The organism is Sediminispirochaeta bajacaliforniensis DSM 16054, assembly GCF_000378205.1.
Taxonomy (GTDB): domain Bacteria; phylum Spirochaetota; class Spirochaetia; order DSM-16054; family Sediminispirochaetaceae; genus Sediminispirochaeta; species Sediminispirochaeta bajacaliforniensis.
Genome location: NZ_KB899414.1, coordinates 48,193 through 64,906, shown reverse-complemented (window position 1 = coordinate 64,906; position 16,714 = coordinate 48,193). Strand labels below are relative to the sequence as shown.

20 protein-coding genes and 1 tRNA gene are annotated in these 16,714 nt (G+C 48.4%); 10 read left to right on the top strand and 11 right to left on the bottom strand.

Features of this window, described 5'->3' with window-relative positions:
* Window positions 1-2 precede the first annotated feature (2 nt).
* The 7 genes from hpf to F459_RS0109860 all read right to left on the bottom strand — a co-directional run bounded on the left by hpf (window position 3) and on the right by F459_RS0109860 (window position 5,999).
* Complete coding sequence (hpf, locus tag F459_RS0109890) at window positions 3-323, bottom strand: ribosome hibernation-promoting factor, HPF/YfiA family (RefSeq protein ID WP_020612569.1); 321 nt, start codon at window positions 321-323, stop codon at window positions 3-5.
* Between the two features lie 62 nt (window positions 324-385).
* Complete coding sequence (gene rpoN / locus F459_RS0109885; RefSeq protein ID WP_026294982.1) at window positions 386-1,771, bottom strand: RNA polymerase factor sigma-54; 1,386 nt, start codon at window positions 1,769-1,771, stop codon at window positions 386-388.
* Between the two features lie 46 nt (window positions 1,772-1,817).
* Window positions 1,818-2,567, bottom strand: coding sequence for an LPS export ABC transporter ATP-binding protein (gene lptB / locus F459_RS0109880; RefSeq protein WP_020612567.1), 750 nt, complete (start codon window positions 2,565-2,567; stop codon window positions 1,818-1,820).
* Window positions 2,564-3,238, bottom strand: a complete 675-nt coding sequence (locus F459_RS0109875) for a hypothetical protein (RefSeq protein WP_020612566.1) — start codon at window positions 3,236-3,238, stop codon at window positions 2,564-2,566. Before F459_RS0109875 ends, lptB begins: the two co-directional genes overlap by 4 nt.
* The gene (lptC, locus tag F459_RS0109870; protein ID WP_020612565.1) at window positions 3,228-3,857 is read right to left on the bottom strand and encodes an LPS export ABC transporter periplasmic protein LptC; all 630 of its coding nucleotides are present in this window, start codon (window positions 3,855-3,857) and stop codon (window positions 3,228-3,230) included. Before lptC ends, F459_RS0109875 begins: the two co-directional genes overlap by 11 nt.
* On the bottom strand, window positions 3,835-5,451 hold the full coding sequence (locus F459_RS0109865; RefSeq protein WP_020612564.1) for a CTP synthase: 1,617 nt from the start codon (window positions 5,449-5,451) through the stop codon (window positions 3,835-3,837). Before F459_RS0109865 ends, lptC begins: the two co-directional genes overlap by 23 nt.
* 56 nt (window positions 5,452-5,507) lie before the next feature.
* The gene (locus tag F459_RS0109860; RefSeq protein WP_013256581.1) at window positions 5,508-5,999 is read right to left on the bottom strand and encodes a bifunctional nuclease family protein; all 492 of its coding nucleotides are present in this window, start codon (window positions 5,997-5,999) and stop codon (window positions 5,508-5,510) included.
* 94 nt (window positions 6,000-6,093) lie between these two features.
* On the opposite strand from F459_RS0109860, the gene F459_RS0109855 reads away from it, so the two are divergent.
* Both F459_RS0109855 and F459_RS0109850 read left to right on the top strand, forming a co-directional pair.
* The gene (locus F459_RS0109855) at window positions 6,094-6,909 is read left to right on the top strand and encodes a CheR family methyltransferase (protein WP_020612563.1); all 816 of its coding nucleotides are present in this window, start codon (window positions 6,094-6,096) and stop codon (window positions 6,907-6,909) included.
* A 36-nt stretch (window positions 6,910-6,945) separates the two neighbouring features.
* The gene (locus tag F459_RS0109850; protein WP_211214000.1) at window positions 6,946-8,115 is read left to right on the top strand and encodes a protein-glutamate methylesterase/protein-glutamine glutaminase; all 1,170 of its coding nucleotides are present in this window, start codon (window positions 6,946-6,948) and stop codon (window positions 8,113-8,115) included.
* Here the strand turns inward: F459_RS0109850 and F459_RS0109845 are convergent.
* Together F459_RS0109845 and F459_RS0109840 are read right to left on the bottom strand one after the other, a co-directional pair.
* The gene (locus F459_RS0109845) at window positions 8,105-8,521 is read right to left on the bottom strand and encodes a SoxR reducing system RseC family protein (protein ID WP_020612561.1); all 417 of its coding nucleotides are present in this window, start codon (window positions 8,519-8,521) and stop codon (window positions 8,105-8,107) included. The genes F459_RS0109850 and F459_RS0109845 overlap by 11 nt on opposite strands.
* Window positions 8,518-9,333, bottom strand: coding sequence for a TIGR00282 family metallophosphoesterase (locus F459_RS0109840; protein WP_020612560.1), 816 nt, complete (start codon window positions 9,331-9,333; stop codon window positions 8,518-8,520). The genes F459_RS0109845 and F459_RS0109840 overlap by 4 nt, the downstream gene beginning before the upstream one ends.
* 190 nt (window positions 9,334-9,523) lie before the next feature.
* Between F459_RS0109840 and F459_RS0109835 the strand changes: the two genes are divergently transcribed.
* The 4 genes from F459_RS0109835 to F459_RS0109820 all read left to right on the top strand — a co-directional run bounded on the left by F459_RS0109835 (window position 9,524) and on the right by F459_RS0109820 (window position 10,801).
* Window positions 9,524-10,009: an Hsp20/alpha crystallin family protein gene (locus F459_RS0109835; RefSeq protein ID WP_020612559.1), complete on the top strand. Its 486-nt coding sequence runs from the start codon at window positions 9,524-9,526 to the stop codon at window positions 10,007-10,009.
* Complete coding sequence (locus F459_RS24530; protein WP_013256575.1) at window positions 10,009-10,137, top strand: hypothetical protein; 129 nt, start codon at window positions 10,009-10,011, stop codon at window positions 10,135-10,137. Before F459_RS0109835 ends, F459_RS24530 begins: the two co-directional genes overlap by 1 nt.
* Before the next feature lie 82 nt (window positions 10,138-10,219).
* Window positions 10,220-10,303: transfer RNA gene (locus tag F459_RS0109825), tRNA-Leu, on the top strand.
* Window positions 10,304-10,534: 231 nt separating this feature from the next.
* Window positions 10,535-10,801, top strand: a complete 267-nt coding sequence (locus tag F459_RS0109820; protein WP_013256574.1) for an RNA recognition motif domain-containing protein — start codon at window positions 10,535-10,537, stop codon at window positions 10,799-10,801.
* Between the two features lie 39 nt (window positions 10,802-10,840).
* On the opposite strand, the gene F459_RS0109815 is transcribed toward F459_RS0109820, so the two are convergent.
* Window positions 10,841-12,937: a methyl-accepting chemotaxis protein gene (locus tag F459_RS0109815; protein ID WP_020612558.1), complete on the bottom strand. Its 2,097-nt coding sequence runs from the start codon at window positions 12,935-12,937 to the stop codon at window positions 10,841-10,843.
* A 127-nt stretch (window positions 12,938-13,064) separates the two neighbouring features.
* Here F459_RS0109815 and F459_RS0109810 point away from each other — a divergent pair, with 127 nt between their 5' ends.
* The 4 genes from F459_RS0109810 to F459_RS0109795 are packed head-to-tail and all read left to right on the top strand — an operon-like array spanning window position 13,065 to window position 16,288.
* A complete protein-coding gene (locus tag F459_RS0109810; RefSeq protein WP_020612557.1) occupies window positions 13,065-13,289 on the top strand; it encodes an OTU domain-containing protein in 225 nt (74 codons plus the stop codon).
* 50 nt (window positions 13,290-13,339) lie between these two features.
* Window positions 13,340-14,101 (top strand): MlaE family ABC transporter permease, encoded by a 762-nt coding sequence (locus F459_RS0109805; protein ID WP_013256572.1) that lies wholly within the window; start codon window positions 13,340-13,342, stop codon window positions 14,099-14,101.
* A 10-nt stretch (window positions 14,102-14,111) separates the two neighbouring features.
* Window positions 14,112-14,891, top strand: a complete 780-nt coding sequence (locus tag F459_RS0109800; protein ID WP_020612556.1) for an ABC transporter ATP-binding protein — start codon at window positions 14,112-14,114, stop codon at window positions 14,889-14,891.
* Window positions 14,876-16,288 carry an MlaD family protein gene (locus F459_RS0109795; RefSeq protein ID WP_020612555.1) on the top strand — a complete coding sequence of 471 codons (1,413 nt, stop codon included), beginning with the start codon at window positions 14,876-14,878 and terminating at the stop codon, window positions 16,286-16,288. Before F459_RS0109800 ends, F459_RS0109795 begins: the two co-directional genes overlap by 16 nt.
* Before the next feature lie 35 nt (window positions 16,289-16,323).
* On the opposite strand, the gene F459_RS0109790 is transcribed toward F459_RS0109795, so the two are convergent.
* Window positions 16,324-16,578: a hypothetical protein gene (locus tag F459_RS0109790; protein WP_245540138.1), complete on the bottom strand. Its 255-nt coding sequence runs from the start codon at window positions 16,576-16,578 to the stop codon at window positions 16,324-16,326.
* Between the last annotated feature and the right edge of the window lie 136 nt (window positions 16,579-16,714).

Here is a 16,714-nt window from a genome sequence, read left to right as displayed (position 1 = left end):
TCCTATTCTATCACGTCATCCTGTGGTTTGGGATGGTCTTTGATCCTATCTTTCTCTTTTCGTACAACATGCTCGAGTTTATCGATCATTTGTTCTATTCCTTCATACAATTCATGTGTCGGGGGGGCCGTTACATGTGAAGAGTGCCCCCAACGAAAATGGACCGATGCCTCTACCGTATATCCCGGCTTTTCTTTGGTGATGGTGATGGCAAGATCGACCATATACTCTTTTGCAAAATCAACTCTTTCCAGCTTCTTGGTGATAAATTCCTTCGTACTGTCACTTACATCGTAATGAACACCTTTGATTTCCAGATTCATAGGAACCTCCTCAGCTGTTTCTTCTATATACAGGATAAGTATTTCTATGATGAAAATCAAACTTAGCGGTCAAAGGAGGAATCGATATTGAGTTCGTTTCGGTATTTTGCTACGGTACGCCGTGCTATGGAGACCCCTTTCTCTTTCAAGAGGTTGCTGATTTTTTGGTCGGAAAGCCGTTTCTTGCCGGTATCGTTTTCCAGAATTTCCCGGATCATCTCTTTTACGCCTTCTTTTGAGAAACGGGAACCGGAAGAACCTGCTCCGCTGATGGAGTTCGTGAAGAAATACTTTATGGGATAGATTCCCCATTCGGTTTGCATGTACTTTGCATTGGCAATGCGGGAGACCGTTGTTTCGTGAACCGAAACCTCTTCCGCAATGTCTTTCAGGGTGAGAGGCACAAGGTACTTGGGGCCTTTTAGGAAAAAATCCCGTTGAAATTCGATAATCGCTTTTGCTATTTTCATGAGCGACCGATTTCTTTGCCGTATCGAGTTGATAAACCATTCGGCTTCACGTACATGATCGCCTGCAAATTTTTGAGCCGATTTCTCATGTTCCGCGGTATGATGTTTTTTTCCGTTTTGCAGGCCCGCGTAGAATGCGGAGATGCCAAGGACCGGAATCTCTATGTCGTTAAGATAGATCTTGAACTCTCCCTCTTCCAAGCGTACCGAAACATCCGGGACCACATAGTGGGGTGTTTCATTACTGTAGAGGCGTCCGGGGAAGGGGGTTAGGCGGCGAATAAAGGCAACGGCCTCTTCTATCTCTTGGACAGAAACGGAAAGGTCCCGGGCAATTTCCTGTATCCTGTTTTTCTCCAGTGCGGGAAGATAGTCTGCAACAATGTCGTCTGCATAGGGTGGGGCTTCCGGATCAAGAGAAATCTGAAGAAGCAAGGACTCACGAAAGTCGGCCACACAGATTCCCGTCGGTTCGAACTCGTGGATAAGAGCGATCATGCGTCGGACCCGCTGGCGTTCGGAATCCTGAAAAAGTTCTTCTATCGGTTCGATGTGAAACCCATTGTCATCGAGATTGAGGATAAGCTTTTCCCCAACGGCAAAATCTTCCTTGTCGAGGGGCTGCAGCCGCAGCTGCCACAAAAGGTGATCATGGAGAGACTCGGAGCGGGCAATGGCGCCTTCGAGAAATTTCTGCTTTGCATCCGAAGCTTCGCTGTCGTAGCTTTCCGAATAGCCGGGATCAGAACTATTTTCGAAAAAATCGTACTCCTCAGACCTTGTAGAATGATCAATCTCGTCGTAGCTCACCTGCGAACGATCTTCAAGCACTTCAAGAGCAGGGTTCCGTTCAATTTCCTCTGCTATACGAAGTTTAAGCTCGGTGATCGGCAGGGCCATCAACTGGATAGACTGAAGCATCTGGGGGCTCAGTTTGAGTCTCTGTTCCTGTATTAATACCGGTTTCTGATACTGCACGACTTCTGTATGATGCTACTGGTAGTGGTAATTGTCAATGCTGCATTCACATGCGAAAGGAATCACCGAGATAGATCTGACGGGCAATGGGATCGTTCAGAAGGGTCTCCCTGTCTCCGCTCACGACGAGCTCTCCCCTGTTGATAATGTATGCCCGGTTGGTAATCTCCAAGGTGTCGCGGACATTGTGATCGGTTATCAAAACTCCAATGGATTTTTCCGACAGACCCCGAATAATGGTTTTAATTTCATGTACGGCAATGGGATCGATTCCTGCAAGGGGTTCGTCCAAAAGAAGAAATTTTGGATCGATGGCCAGGGACCTCGCAATTTCTGTCCTCCTGCGTTCTCCTCCAGAGAGGGTATAGGCAGGCTGCTTTCGTATTGCCTGAATCCCAAATTCATCGAGCAGCGATTCCAGGCGCAATAATCGTTCTCGCCTGCTCAGTTTTTTCCTTGTTTCCAGGATAGCCATGATATTGTTTTCGACACTGAGTTTTCGAAATACAGATGCTTCCTGAGGGAGATAGCTGATGCCCTTTCTGGCCCTCTTGAACATGGGCAAACGGGTGAGTTTATCGTTGTTCAGAAAAATAGTTCCTGCCGAGGGGGTGAGGAAACCGGCAATCATGTAGAAGATGGTGGTTTTTCCGGCACCATTCGGCCCCAGCAGTCCCACGATCTCTCCCCGTTTCATGGAAAACCCTACGTCACATACCACCTTTTTCTTTCCGTAGCGTTTGACAAGGCCCTCCACTCGTAATATATCCGATTGCGGGCTTTGAGACTGATTCACTCTGCCTTCTCCTCTTCTTCGGTAAGAGAGCCTGACACAGATCCCTCCATGACAATGGTGTCGTTTCCCATATTGATCAGAATCCTGTCGGCCTGGTATTCGTCTCCCTTCCATTCTACGGACGGAGAACCGATCAGCTCAAGGCTTTTTTCCCCTCTGTTATAGCGGGCAAGCTCCGATTGGCACACCACTGCTTTCCCGGCGCTGACTGTGTCGATACGCACCCCCACCTGAAGCACCATTGTCTCGGTCTCCTCCTCCTGTTCGAAGTAGTAACAACGGGCGCTGAGTTCGTTTTCAGCATCGACAATTTCGGTATAGCCGCTGCCCCGTGTTTGGCGAAGGGTTCGATCGTGTAGCAGCTTCTTTGTTTTTAATGTAATCCCCTTTTCTGTATCCTCCATGAGGACAGCCCCCGTACATTCGATATAACGGAAATCCGGGCCCGAAAGGGTAATCTCATCGGCTTTTATGCTTGTTTCGTCAAATGTGATGCGGGCATCTCCGCTAAGAACCGTTTTCCGCTCTCCCTCCTGGAGGGTAATGGTGGTTGTATTCCCGCTAAAGGAAAAAGAATTCCCTTTATCTGTATTCTCTTCCTCGGTCGCCGCGACCAGGGGAGCAAGGATGACCAAAAAAAGAGAGAGGGATAAAAACGTCTTACGGCTCATGGGGGTCCTCTCCGTATGTTCCCGATGCCCCTCCGCTGAAGCGGATCGTTCCACTGTCGGTTTCCGCCGAGAAGCCGCGTCCCGTCAACTCTCCTCCACTCTCTTCATCGGAGAAGCGTACCAGGGAGGCGGGGGGGGCCGTTATCAGCTTTTCCTTTTCATCAAAGGAAAAAGCCTCTCCATCAATTTTCGTAGAACCGTTCTCATTTGTTTTGAGAATTTTTACCCCCGATTCCAAATCGATACGTTTTTCGCGGAGATCATACTTCATCCTCCCCGCCGTACTGAGGAATACCTGATCGCCGTTTTGATCGAATTCCCGAAGCGCAACATCCGATAATTTTAGAACCTTCTGGCGAGGATAACTTTCTACCTGAGTAGCCTCTATTTCGTACACAGTGTGATGGCCTATGACGTTTGCCTGCCTAAAACCATGCATGACTGTTTCCGGCGTCTCTTCTCCAAGGTCTTCGGCCATTTTTGCCTTTTCGTAGTCCACCGAGCAAGCGGCAACGATCAATACAATGAAGAGAAGAGCGGAAACACGAAAAAAGCCGGGAAGGAGAAGCCCCCTTCCCTTGATATATGGACTTTGTTTATTTCTTTTCAACTTCCGCATGTTTCAGGCTTGCACCGATAAAACTGGAAAAGAGGGGATGCGGAAGAATTGGTGTTGATTTAAATTCGGGATGATATTGTACCCCAATTCCCCAGGGATGATCAGGCCACTGAACCGATTCAACCAGCTCATCTTCGGGAGTGGTCGCTGCAATGATGAGGCCTCCTTCTTCAAGCTCCTTTCTGTGGGTGTTGTTTACCTCGTATCTGTGCCGATGGCGTTCGTAGATGAGTTCGGTGTCATAGATGTTGGATATCATCGTTCCCGAGCATAGCTTCGAGGCACTCCTGCCCAGTCGCATAGTTCCGCCGTAGGCCTTTACGTCAATCTGCTCTTCGAGCAGGCTGATAACGGGGTAGGTCGTCTGGTGGGAAAATTCGGTACTATTTGCATCGTCGTGGCCAAGTACCGATCTGCTGTATTCGATGACCATGACTTGCATTCCGAGGCAGATACCGAAACAGGGAATCTTATTTTCCCTGGCCCATTTGACCGCCTTGACCATCCCTGCAATACCGCGTTCTCCAAAGCCTCCGGGAACAAGGAGGCCGTCTATGCCTGCAAGAAGTTCGGCTGCCTTTTCATTGGTTTCGATCTCTTCACTGTCGATTTTCCGAAGCACGACCTTGGTCTGATTGGCTATACCGCCGTGGACCAGAGCCTCGTAGACCGATTTGTAGGAGTCGTGGAGCTCGATATACTTGCCGACCACACCAATCGTTACCGTTCTTTTTGCCTTCTTAATTGTTTCGACCATTCTGGTCCAGCAGCGAAGATCAGCGTCTTTGCATTCAATGGCGAATTTTTCCAACACGATTTCGTCGAGATGCTGTTGATGGAACACAATCGGCAGTTCATAGATGGTGGTCTTTACGTCATAAGCCGAAATAACGGCTCTTTTTTCCACGTTTGTAAAGAGGCTGATTTTGCGAATCATCTCATCTTCAAGGGCGTAAGGAGCCCTGCAAAGAAGGATGTCCGGCTGGATACCTATTTCCAGCAGCTCTTTTACCGAGTGCTGGGTCGGCTTTGTTTTGAGCTCTCCTCCTACCGTAAGGGGTATGAGCGTGAGATGAACAAAGAGTACATGCTCTTTTCCGAGATCGTGAATGAACTGACGGGCTGCTTCCAGGTATGGGACGGATTCGATGTCACCAACCGTCCCTCCTATTTCAATGATGGTAACATCCACCTCGGGATCTTCACTTGCAAGATAGATCCTTCGCTTGATTTCGTCGGTGATATGGGGGATTACCTGTACGGTTCGACCGAGGTAACGGCCTTCCCGTTCCCGTTTTATCACTTCTTGGTAGACTTGGCCGGTGGTTATGGAGTTTACCTTTGAGAGAGGAGCATTGGTGAAACGAGCGTAGTTTCCGAGATCCAGATCGGTTTCCGCGCCGTCGTCGGTGACGTAAACCTCACCGTGTTGAAAGGGACTCATCGTTCCGGCATCAACATTGATGTACGGATCGATCTTGACCATACGAATCTGCAACCCTCTACTCTCGAGAAGGTTGCCGAGAGAAGTCGCTGCGACTCCTTTGCCCAGGCTGGAACATACTCCGCCGGTGACGAATACGTATTTCTTCATGTGGGTTGATTATACTTAAGGGGGAGCTGTTACGCAATCCGCGGGAAGCTACACGGCTACATGATTTGCATCGGATGATGGGTCGGGTCGAGATAGAGAAGCTCCGCACTTCCTCCCGCGAGTTCAATGAGTACCCTGTTATCATAATCAGCGGCATCCGCTGCTTCTTTATCGAAGAAAATAGGAGCACCAAGCTTTGCACAGAGTACAATGCCGGTACTCGGGTTGACCTCGGTTCGAAAGGTCCGTATACCTTTCTTGTATACAAGGGTTCCTTTGTGATGACCCCCTTTATTGCGGCGGACTTCAAGGCCGCGAAGGGCAAAACGATGTTTTCGAAACAACTCTACCGCAAGGTCGTATCCGCTTTCTTCTTCCTGCTTCTCTCTGCATTCCATAGCAAGGATAAGAGAACTTGCTTCCGATGCTCCGATCTGCAGGGGGAGGGTGATATCATGTTTTACATCGTGTAGAATCACAAAGGGCGATTCGGTTATTTCGTCGAGAGCAATTCCTTGAACGGAAAAGCAGTACAGGAATCTTTTCATGGTATTTTTAATATAGCACGATCACCTGAAAAAACCTGTTCTATTGACACCGGAAAAGCTGGACCCTACACTTTTAGGTGAGGCACGAAGCAGAATGGAAAGATTTCTTTCGGAAGTACAGTTTAAGAAATTTCGTGATCGTATTTACGACGAAAGCGGTATACACTTTTCCCCCTCGAATCGAACGATTCTCGAAAGCAGGCTGAAGGAACGTCTGCGAAAATCGGGACTGGAAACGATCGATGACTACTTTAAACTGATCAGCATGAAGGACGAGGAGATGAAAATTCTTCTCGACTCGGTGACGACGAACCTCACTCGGTTTTTTCGAAATACCGCTCATTTTGATACGCTGAAGCACTATGTCATTCCCGATCTCGTCTCTTTTAAGCGTGAGGCTGGTGATAAGGTTGTCAGAATATGGAGCGCAGGGTGTTCAACCGGTGAGGAACCCTATTCAATCGCAATGATGCTGAAGGATCAGTTGCCTGCAGGTTTTTCCGGGGAGGTTACCGCAAGCGATCTGAGTCTGAAATCACTCATGACGGCAAAAGAGGGGTTTTATCCGGATAATCGTATGAACGGGGTACCCGAGCATTATTTGAAACGCTATTTTGAGCGAGTCAGTAACGGCTATACGGTTAAGGATGAAATAAAAAAGATGGTGACCTTCGATTACCATAATCTGAAGAACGATAGCGGGAAACGAAGTCTCGATGTGGTATTTTGTCGTAACGTCATCATCTATTTTGATGAGGCCGCCCAACAGGCGGTCATCAATAAATTCTGGGATGCGCTCAGCCGCCATTCCTATCTTTTTATAGGGCACAGTGAATCCCTGTTCGGTATGGAAACAAAATTTGAATTTTTGAAAACCGACTGGGCCTGTATTTATCGGAAATTTTTGTAGCAGAGGCTTTTTGTGGATAAAGAAATCGTTTCCGTAATGATATGTGATGATTCGGCTCTGATGAGGAATCTTGTCGGCAGAATGGTGGAAAAGGCGGAAGGGCTTGAGCTTGTCGGAAAAGCAATGAACGGCAAATTCTTGCTCCAGAAAATCCCGCGGCTGAACCCCGATGTGATTATCCTTGATCTAGAGATGCCGGAAATGAACGGTATCGAGTTTTTAAAAGAACGAAAGCGACTCGGAATTGATATTCCTGTTGTGATTCTTTCATCCATAGCGAAACGCGGTGCAAAGATAACCATGGAGGCGCTGTCTCTCGGTGCCTCCGACTTTATCATGAAGCCTTCCGGTTCCGTCAGCGAAGACATCCACCTGGTCGAAAAGCAGGTTGTGGAAACGGTGTATGCTTACGGCCTCCAGTACCGCCGGTCTCTGTCGGTTGCCGAAAGGAAAAAACGGGATCAGGAGCGGCCGATTCCTTCTCCTGCCGAACGGCCCATTCGAAAAGTAGAGCGTACTATCGTTCCTGAGATCCTGCGTTCCGAACTTGTTCCCGGTGCCGGAAAACTTGAACCGAGAGAAGTGGCCTCTCCAGTTGCCAGACAGGATGCCGGGCCTTTGGAAATTTGTGCCATCGGTATCTCTACCGGTGGCCCGAATGCCTTGCGTAACGTTTTCTCCGAGCTTCCTGCCGATTTCCCCCTTCCCATTTTGGTCGTCCAGCACATGCCTGCCGGTTTCACTCTGGAATTTGCCAGGAGTCTCGATCGAATCTGCGCTTTGGAGGTCAAAGAGGCCGAGGAAGGTGATTTGGTGAAACGGGGTAGGGTGCTTATTGCCCCTGGTAATTTTCATATCCAGGTGCACAGGCGGCGCCTTGCGGCGGTCGTTTCGCTTTCAAGCGCCGATCCCGTAAACGGCCATCGGCCTTCTGCCGATGTACTTTTTGAGTCGGTGGCTGAAGAGTTCGGGGGGAGGGCTCTTGCCGTCATCATGACCGGAATGGGACGTGACGGGGCTCGGAAGATTGGCGAAATCCACCGCAAAGGTGGAATTACCATTGCTCAGGACGCTGCTTCCAGTATCGTATACGGTATGCCAAAGGTTGCGGCGGAGCTAGGGCATATACAGCATATTGTCCCGCTTAGTGAGATGGCTTCGGTCCTTTCGACAAAGGCGAAAGAATTTTCCGCCTCTATTCCGTGACTTTTCCTACAACGATGGGTAGGTTTTTGGTTCCCGTCAGTTTGTTGTAAGCAAAGGCAAGCAAAAAGCCCAGTCCCAGCCCGATAATTCCCATAATAGCCTGAGTCCCCTCGCCCGAGTCCGGAATCAGAATTGATGCGAGCAGAAATCCGGCAATAAAAAGCAGTAGCGGCACTATCAATACCATGAATCCTGCAAAAATGGTCTTTCCGGGAGGAATCAAAACCTCTGCTTTGTCTCCCGGAATAAGGCTTTGGGCCAGTTCTCTGGGAACTTTCGCTTCGAAGCTGCGTCCTTTCACGTTACAAAATGAATTACCGGCACAGCCTTTGCAACTGTCGCTTTCCAAACAAGTGACGTTTGCAAGTCGTCCCGAAATTGAAACTATCGTTACTGTTTCCGTCATGAATCATCCTCCATACGGTTTTCGGTGGAAACCGGAAACCTGACGGTGTAAATCTCGTTTGCCGTTCCCTTTTCGTTTATTTCGACAACGGCACCCTGTAACTCCAGCTCTTCCCAATACTCTTTCGATCGTTCCGGGATTTGGGTAAGGAATTTGCCAATTTCTGTTTGAGGTTCGAGTCCTCCGATACCAAAAAGGCTTCCTGTTCGGCCCGTATCGCTGATAACGGCTGTTCCCCCTTGTAAAACTCGTTCATCTGCCGACAAAGTTTTTGTGTGGCTACCCAAGATTGCCGCTACCTCTCCGTCCATTCGATAGAAGAGGTTTGCCTTCTCTGCCGTCGTGCAGGCATGAAAATCGACGATGATCGCGTCATGCTCTTCTCTCAGCTTGGAGGCCAGCTGAGGGAGCATGAGATGAGGATTTGCCGGATGAACTCGTTGAAACCCCGACTGACCGAGAAGGACTACTACGGCAAGTTTCATCCCCCCTGCGGTATAGGTCCTCCATCCCCGTCCCGGGTTGCCGTAGGGAAAATTGGCCGCCCGAATGAGGTAGGGAGACTTCGGAATATGGGTGACCATATCCTTTTTATAGTAGACCTTTTCACCGGCCGTAATGACATTGACTCCCAATTTGTGGATCTGGATTGAATGATTTTTTCCAATACCAAAACCACCTGTGGCTCCCTCACCATTGGCAATTACAAAGTCGATACGATGTTGTTCTTTCAAGAGGGGGAGGGCCTTTTTTATGCAATGGATGCCGGGTTTCCCGACGATTTCGCCTATGTAAAGGACTCGTACTGGCATAGATGAAAAGCCTACCAGAATTGACAGCTTTGGCCAAGCATATGGCTCACGCTCTCTCAACTTGCATATTTTCTTTCCTTCTTTGTGTGGATTTCGTATATTAAAGATGAACGATAGCCGCCGTTTGGGACTATTTTGTTCTGGTCGCCTCGTATGAGGGACCGATATCACGCTCAATGAGAGGTGACGTATGAAAGAGAATTTCGTCATTGATCTCGGACAGATACTCGATGAGGTCTTTGAAGCCACTCGTAACTTTGGCGAGTCGTTTCAGGAGGAGATGAAACGCGGTTGGAATGAGAAGGTCGATTTTTACCCTTCTTACTCATATCCTCCCGTTAACGTCTACATTACAGCCGATAAAAGCATGGTTCTTGAATTCGCACTTGCGGGATTTCGGGAAGAAGATCTGGATCTTCGTTTTCAAGGCGATTATATGATCTTCTCGGCAGAGAGCCCGAACCTTGAGCCTGAAGGGGAAGTGCATTATTTCAAACGACGCTTGAAACTCAAAGCGATTGAGGCACAGCGCTATTTTGTTCCCGAAGATAAGTACGATCGGGAAAAAGTAAAGGCAACCTTCATAAACGGCGTCCTTAGGGTCGTCATCCCGCCGAACGAGATCATCGAAACAAAAGATGGAATCAAGATCGAAATTGTCAGGGAGGATGCATAATGATTTTCTGGATTCTTGTCGGAGTTGTTTTGGGATATTTTTTCAAACCTCAGCTTGATAGAGTGGTCGGCCGGATCGTAAGATCGCTTCGTGATAATCACAGAGACGACCGGGGACGATGGGAATAGATAGTGAGTGTATGTCGGGAGGCCGGATCCTCCCGACGCCTTGACATCTCGTGATGAAATTTGTACTATCTGTCCACAATATGCCCGGATGGTGAAATTGGTAGACACGCCAGGTTCAGGGTCTGGTGCTCAATGGAGCATGGAGGTTCGAGTCCTCTTCCGGGCAGAAGCCGCTCAACAGAGCGGCTTTTTTTGGTAGAAAAAGAAGCCTTGACGTATGCCCCGGGGCATGCTATACAGTAAGTAACTTCTTTTCTTCGGTTGCAATTGTTTCTGGACCTTTTCGGTAGCCTGTCGTTTTCATGCTTCACCTGAACATCCTGCCAATTGACTAATCGCGAAACAGAGGAAATCAGTACTGTGCTTCTCTATAGTGTAGAGACACAAAGGAGCTTTTATGGCTAAAAAAATCTATGTTGGGAACCTGAATTATTCGACTCGAGAGGAGAGTCTTCAGGATCTTTTCGGTCAGTATGGTCAGGTTAACAGCGTGAACATTATTACCGATCGGTACACGGGTCAGAGCAAGGGATTCGGATTCGTTGAGATGGAAGAGATGGATGCAGCCGAAGCAGCGATTTCTGCTCTCGACGGAACTTCTCTTGACGGTAGAGAACTGCGTGTAAACGAAGCCAAGGAACGGGAAAGAAGACCCCGCTTCTAAGCGATTTTTATGGCGATGAAAGGCGGGCTTTGCCCGCCTTTATGTTTTTTCTGGCTTCTCTTTGTTTATCTCTTCTTCATTTGTTTCTTCTTCAGTCTTGAAACGGCCGACACTATTTCCTACCAGTTCTATTCCCTCTTTGTTGGACCGGGTGAGTTCCCGTACTTCTTCTATGGCATGGTTGATTTCCACCGCACTATTGTTAATCTCGGATAGGCTCGATTGCATCTCCTGACTGAGTCGTGAAACCGAACCGATATTTTTAAGGATGGCCGTACCGCCTTCCTTCATCTCTTCGCTTCCCTGCCGTACCTGTTCGGTAATGTTGTTGATTTCCGTCAGCGCTTCGAGGACCTGCCTCCCCCCGGATGCCTGTTCCTGCATGGCTGCTCTGTCTTCTTCTATAAGGTTTCTGACTGTTTCCACGGCTTCCAGTACCGATTCGAAAGCGGAGCCTGTTTCAGTGCTGGATTCCACGATGCGATCGATGAAGGTTTTGATCTCCCCAAGGCTCGATTTGATTCCCTTTGACTGTCCTGAAGATTGTTCGGCAAGTCTTCGAATTTCTTCGGCAACCACGGCAAATCCTCTTCCTGCATTTCCTGCATGAGCTGCTTCGATGGCTGCATTCATGGCAAGGAGGTTTGTTTGGGCGGCCACCTTTGCAATAACCACGTTGGTTTCCTGTAGCTTTTTCGATCGTTCCGCCACCTGGGCTATCAACTCGTCGGTTTCCCGCTGCTTTTCTTTGCCGTTACGGGAGGCGTCGACGAGAGATTCCATATGCATTCCAATTTGTTCGGTATGCTCGGCAAGGCTTCTGATGTTTGCAATCATCTCTTCAATGGCGGAAGAGGACTCTGTTACGCTTGTAGCCTGCCGCTCGATAAGCTCTCCAAGATTATTAATGGCGCCGGTTATCTGATCTACGGAAGATGATGCTTTTCCGACACTTTCGCTCTGGCTCTCCGAGAGTTCGGAGATGCTTTCGATCGTTGCAGTGATTTCGTTTATCGATGCCGTACTTTGCTCTGTATTAGCGGAAAGCTCTTCTCCGACAGCAAGAAGTTTTCTTGTCTCGAATTTGATGCTGCCGATCATCTCTCTCATTGTTTCAGCAAATTGGTTGAATGCCTCGGCAAGGTCGGCCAGTTCGTCGTCGGAAGAAACGTGCACTCTTCTGGTCAGATCACCCTCTCCCTTGCTGATTTCCTCGAGACGCCCTCCGACTCGTTTAATCCTTCGCGTTATCGGTCTGATCAGCAGGAAGATCAACAAAATCGTACCTCCGCCTGCAATCAAAAACTGGCCGAGAGCGAAAAGGATAGCCTGATTTCTTTTATCGATAATGATCTGCTTATCAAATGCAACGGCAATCTTCCAATCTGACGGGGTTATAGTCTTATAGTGGGCAATGACGCTGGTACCGTTGAAGCTGTATTCGATGTTTCCTGAATCTTGTACGAAAAGTGTTTCCTGAAAGCGTTTGAGAAGGGAAGGATGGATGATGTCTTGTACCTTTTTCCCGACGAAATCATGATTTGTGTGGGCGATGACGGTTCCCTGCGGATCAAAAAGGTAAAAGTAGCTGGCTCCTGCAAGATCCATATCGCTAAATTTCTGTTGGAGTTCGGTGAGATTGAGAGCTTCTGCCAAGACTCCCTGAAACTGCCCACCTGAACCGATGATGGGAGCGGAAAAGCCGGTAATGAGCGATTTCCCATCTTCTCTGCTGATGAGAACGTTACCTATGGCGGGTTTTCCGCTTTCCTTTGCCTTTGTGAAATAGTCACGGTCGGAGACATCGAGTCTGAGATCTCCCTGCCGCAGTATTCCCTCCTCATTTACATAGAAGAAATTATCTGTCGTAACATCGGGAACAAAACGGTGGATAAGACTGGCCTCGGTCCGGAGGGCTTCGGCGTTGACGTGCTCTTTGCCGGAGAATGCGGCCGCTACTTTCGTCAGCCGTTCGACATGCTCATTGATAAACTCTTCGAGAATAAGCTTATATTGGCGGGTCTGGGCATCGATGAGTTGATTGGTCAGTTCCAGCTGATTTCCGGTAATCCGTTTCGTGTCGAGAATTCCAATTACCAGTACAACGATTGAGACAAGGGGGACTATGACCATCATTAACCTATATCCTATGCCTCTTTTCTGTTTCTGTTGCGCTTTCATGCTATCTAGTATCGATAGTGGAATTCCCGGAGTCAAGACCGAGCAATAGCTGCCGAAAATAGATACAACAGGAGGATTGCCAATGCAGCGCTATCGAATAAAGGGAACGGGAAATAAGAAGACCTTTGTGGAAGTTCTCCACCAAAGTTCCGAAGGGTATCGGATACGGATGATCCGTGAAGATGAGTGGGGGAGCTCGGAAACCACCGATATGCTTAGTAGAGAGTTGTTTGAAACCTGTATTCGAACCGGTTATTTTCTATCTGATGCCGGAGAAGAAGAAAAAGCGGCTAGCGGAATAGCTTGATTTAATATTTACCTGTTGGTTTTCTAACATGATGGTAGTATTTTTACTCCATGGAGCGGAGACTTGTTCGAACCTTTGAGCAATTCGGTTCTTTTTGCCTTTTTGCTTTAGATTCTTTTCGCTGGACATTTCGACGTCCATGGAGGCCTGGGCTTGTTCTTGAGCAGGCAGAGCACATTGGTGTCGATTCGGTTCTGATTATCGCTCTTTCCAGTCTTTCCATTGGAATGATTTTTTCATTGCAGGTTACCGATCTTATGGCCATGTTTCGCGCGGAGACCATGGTCGGATCGGCCGTCGCTATGACTATGGGCAGAGAGCTTGCCCCTGTTTTTACCAGTCTGATGCTTGTGGCGAAAAACGGTTCTGCAATGGCTGCCGAGATAGGTACCATGCGGGTAAGCGAGCAAATCGATGCCATGGAAACGATGTCGGTCAACCCTATTCAATATCTTGTGGTTCCAAGGATCATAGGATCGATCATTGTATTTCCTATTCTTACGGCTCTATCGAACGTGGTCGGTGTGCTGGGCAGTTATGTTGTTTCGATCCACATGAAGGGGGTGGACCCCGCCGGTTATCTTGATCAACTATATCGCTTTGTCGATCCCGTCGATATTTGGTCCGGTTTTATAAAAGCAGCGATAATGGGTGCCCTCGTGAGTCTAATCTGTTGTTTTTTCGGTTTTACGACCAGCGGAGGTTCCAAGGAGGTAGGGACAGCTTCGACAAAGGCTGTTGTTACCGCTTCCGTCGCGGTGCTCGTTTCCGACTATATTATGTCCGATATCATGCTTAAAATACTTTATTGACGGCGAATTTATGGCTAAAATTATTCATATTTCTGGCCTGAAAAAACGATTCGGAGCTAATGTCGTCCTTGACGGTATTGATCTTGATTTTGAAGCAAAGAAAGTAACCGCCATTATAGGCCAGAGCGGGACCGGCAAAAGCGTTCTCTTGAAAACGGTCAACGGAATTCTTCAAGCTGATGAAGGTTCCATTGCACTTGACGGAAAACCTATGGAATCGATGGAAGAAAAAGAGCTCTTAGAGGCCCGGCGGCGATTCGGTTATCTTTTTCAGAATGCTGCGCTTTTTGATTCCATGACCGTGGAACAGAATATAGCTTTTCCCTTGCGGGAGATGCTGGGAATAAAAGACCGAAAAAAAATCCGGGAGCGGGTACGGGAGATGCTTTCCTGGGTAGATCTTGAAGGGATTGAAAAAAAGTTTCCTGCCGAACTCTCCGGTGGTATGCGAAAACGCGTGGGTTTCGCCCGCACCTTGGCGCCCGAACCCGATATTCTTCTTTTTGACGAACCCACTACGGGGCTTGATCCGGTTTTGTCCGAAAGCATTAATGAGTTAATAAGCAGAGTTAACCGGGAGTTGGGGATGACCTGTATCGTTATCAGTCATGATATTGCCGGCATGTTTGCCTATGCCGATACCATTGCGTTCCTTGCCGATGGAAAGATTGCGGCTAAAGGAAAACCGGGAGAACTTGCACGATCGAATCACCCTGTTTTGCGTAAATTTCTCGAGTATTCCTTTACCAACTTTGACGCTTATGAGGACAACCAATGTCGAGACTCCTGAAAATAGGGCTCTTTGTTGCTATCACCGGTACTGTTTCTATTGTCTACATCATGCAGACCGTGGAAGCGATTGATGCGGATGAGACAAAGTTGATTCATGCCTATATGGATGATGCCAGCGGCCTCTTGCCCGAGAGCCTCGTCCGCCTTTCCGGGGTAAACATCGGAAAGGTTACGAAGATCGTACTTGAAGACGGAAAAGCAAAGGTCACCATGGAGGTGAATGCCGAGGTTCCCATCTATCAGGATGCCCGGGTAGTGAAAAAGATGGACTCGATTCTCGGAAACTCGATCGTTTCCATTGTGCCTGGAAATATGAATACGGGAATAATTCCTCCCAATGGGGTCGTCCGGTATGTCGAAAGCTCCACGGTGATGAATAAGGCCTTTGAATCAACCCAGAAGGTGGCGGAGGAACTGGAGCAGCTCCTTGCGGAGTTTCGAACATTCATGAACAATTCAGGCTATTCGGAAATGAACGACATCCTTGTTTCTGCAAAGAGCACCGTGGCGGTCACGGGAGATCTTGTGCAGCAAAACCTTCTCATCCTTCGTTCGGCAATGACCGATATAGCTGCCGTTGCCGAACGAATAAATTCCCAGAGCGAGGCGGAAAGCGACGATATTTCCGCTATCCTCGATCATACCGCTCGTCTTACCGAGCGGCTGGATACGATGTTGGCCGAAAATGATAGGAATCTGGAGCGGGCCGTTGCAGAGATGAGAAAAAGTGCGGAAACCCTTACTGCAGTTTTGGAATCGACACGATCAATTGCCAGAAAGATCGACGACGGTGAGGGAAATCTCGGAAAATTGGTAAATGATGAAGAGCTCTATCATCGAATAGTCGGTATCACCGAGAATGTTGAAGGCTTTGTCGACTCAACGGTGGGGATGAATGTTGAGCTTGGCTTGCAGGGTGACTATATGGTGCAGGCCTCGGGAATGGAAACCCGTGCCGAACTCCGCCTTATCCCCGGAGAAAAGCCTAAAGAATATTGGGTCGGGGTTACCGTTCCACCGGGTAGCGATGATTATTCCGATGCCGACGTAAACATATCAGCGGAACTTGTTCGCCGGTATGGTCCATTAGCCATTCGGGGGGGGATTATCGAAAGCAGCGGTGGAATCGGTTTTGATCTGCGGCCGCTTCGCCAGGTGGAACTGTCTACCCAGATGTACCGTTTGGGCAGGGATGCTGGTCCGGTAATGGACGCTTCGGGAACCTTCTACCCCTTCTTCGACCCCACAAGTGAAAATCCCCTTCGGTGGCTGTATATGACTGCAGGGGTGAGGGATTTTGTGATTCAGGATGACTTTGATTACCACTTCGGCGTAGGACTTCGCTTCTTTGATAATGATCTTAAAGGGATCATTCAGTACGTTCCTTCGCCCTAAAAAGAGATCCGTTGCCGGAAATCCATCACCGCGTTTTAACAGGCAATGCCGCGATAGTTCATTCTGTCTTCACGGTCGATAGCATAATTTTCACAAAAATCCCTTGCTGCCGTTTTTATTTTCTCATCGTTGGCCTCGGCAAGGACGGAAGATGCAAGGGCTTCACCGCAGGCGTCAAAGACTATGACGCGGATCCCTGCTGCATCACGGAATATCTGAAAGGTGTAGGCCTCTCCATTTTCCTTAACTCGTTCGTTGTAGATCGGAGCTCCCATTTGCAAGCCTCCCATTCGCAATAAGTATATGCAAGTATACGTTTCTTCTTGAGGCAGGGCAAGTGTTTTTGGTTCCTGTTGGCTTCTGTTGGTTGACAGAGGACCGATTTGTTGTTCAGATAATGAAACTGAATGGTAAGTTTTTGGACAA

Coding starts and splice junctions, on each gene's coding strand:
- hpf (WP_020612569.1), bottom strand. CDS start 323: ATGAATCTGGAAATCAAAGGTGTTCATTACGATGTAAGTGACAGTACG.
- F459_RS0109875 (WP_020612566.1), bottom strand. CDS start 3,238: ATGAGCCGTAAGACGTTTTTATCCCTCTCTCTTTTTTTGGTCATCCTT.
- lptC (WP_020612565.1), bottom strand. CDS start 3,857: ATGCGGAAGTTGAAAAGAAATAAACAAAGTCCATATATCAAGGGAAGG.
- F459_RS0109865 (WP_020612564.1), bottom strand. CDS start 5,451: ATGAAGAAATACGTATTCGTCACCGGCGGAGTATGTTCCAGCCTGGGC.
- F459_RS0109860 (WP_013256581.1), bottom strand. CDS start 5,999: ATGAAAAGATTCCTGTACTGCTTTTCCGTTCAAGGAATTGCTCTCGAC.
- F459_RS0109855 (WP_020612563.1), top strand. CDS start 6,094: ATGGAAAGATTTCTTTCGGAAGTACAGTTTAAGAAATTTCGTGATCGT.
- F459_RS0109850 (WP_211214000.1), top strand. CDS start 6,946: ATGATATGTGATGATTCGGCTCTGATGAGGAATCTTGTCGGCAGAATG.
- F459_RS0109845 (WP_020612561.1), bottom strand. CDS start 8,521: ATGACGGAAACAGTAACGATAGTTTCAATTTCGGGACGACTTGCAAAC.
- F459_RS0109840 (WP_020612560.1), bottom strand. CDS start 9,333: ATGCCAGTACGAGTCCTTTACATAGGCGAAATCGTCGGGAAACCCGGC.
- F459_RS0109835 (WP_020612559.1), top strand. CDS start 9,524: ATGAAAGAGAATTTCGTCATTGATCTCGGACAGATACTCGATGAGGTC.
- F459_RS24530 (WP_013256575.1), top strand. CDS start 10,009: ATGATTTTCTGGATTCTTGTCGGAGTTGTTTTGGGATATTTTTTCAAA.
- F459_RS0109820 (WP_013256574.1), top strand. CDS start 10,535: ATGGCTAAAAAAATCTATGTTGGGAACCTGAATTATTCGACTCGAGAG.
- F459_RS0109815 (WP_020612558.1), bottom strand. CDS start 12,937: ATGATGGTCATAGTCCCCCTTGTCTCAATCGTTGTACTGGTAATTGGA.
- F459_RS0109810 (WP_020612557.1), top strand. CDS start 13,065: ATGCAGCGCTATCGAATAAAGGGAACGGGAAATAAGAAGACCTTTGTG.
- F459_RS0109805 (WP_013256572.1), top strand. CDS start 13,340: ATGGAGCGGAGACTTGTTCGAACCTTTGAGCAATTCGGTTCTTTTTGC.
- F459_RS0109800 (WP_020612556.1), top strand. CDS start 14,112: ATGGCTAAAATTATTCATATTTCTGGCCTGAAAAAACGATTCGGAGCT.
- F459_RS0109795 (WP_020612555.1), top strand. CDS start 14,876: ATGTCGAGACTCCTGAAAATAGGGCTCTTTGTTGCTATCACCGGTACT.
- F459_RS0109790 (WP_245540138.1), bottom strand. CDS start 16,578: ATGGGAGGCTTGCAAATGGGAGCTCCGATCTACAACGAACGAGTTAAG.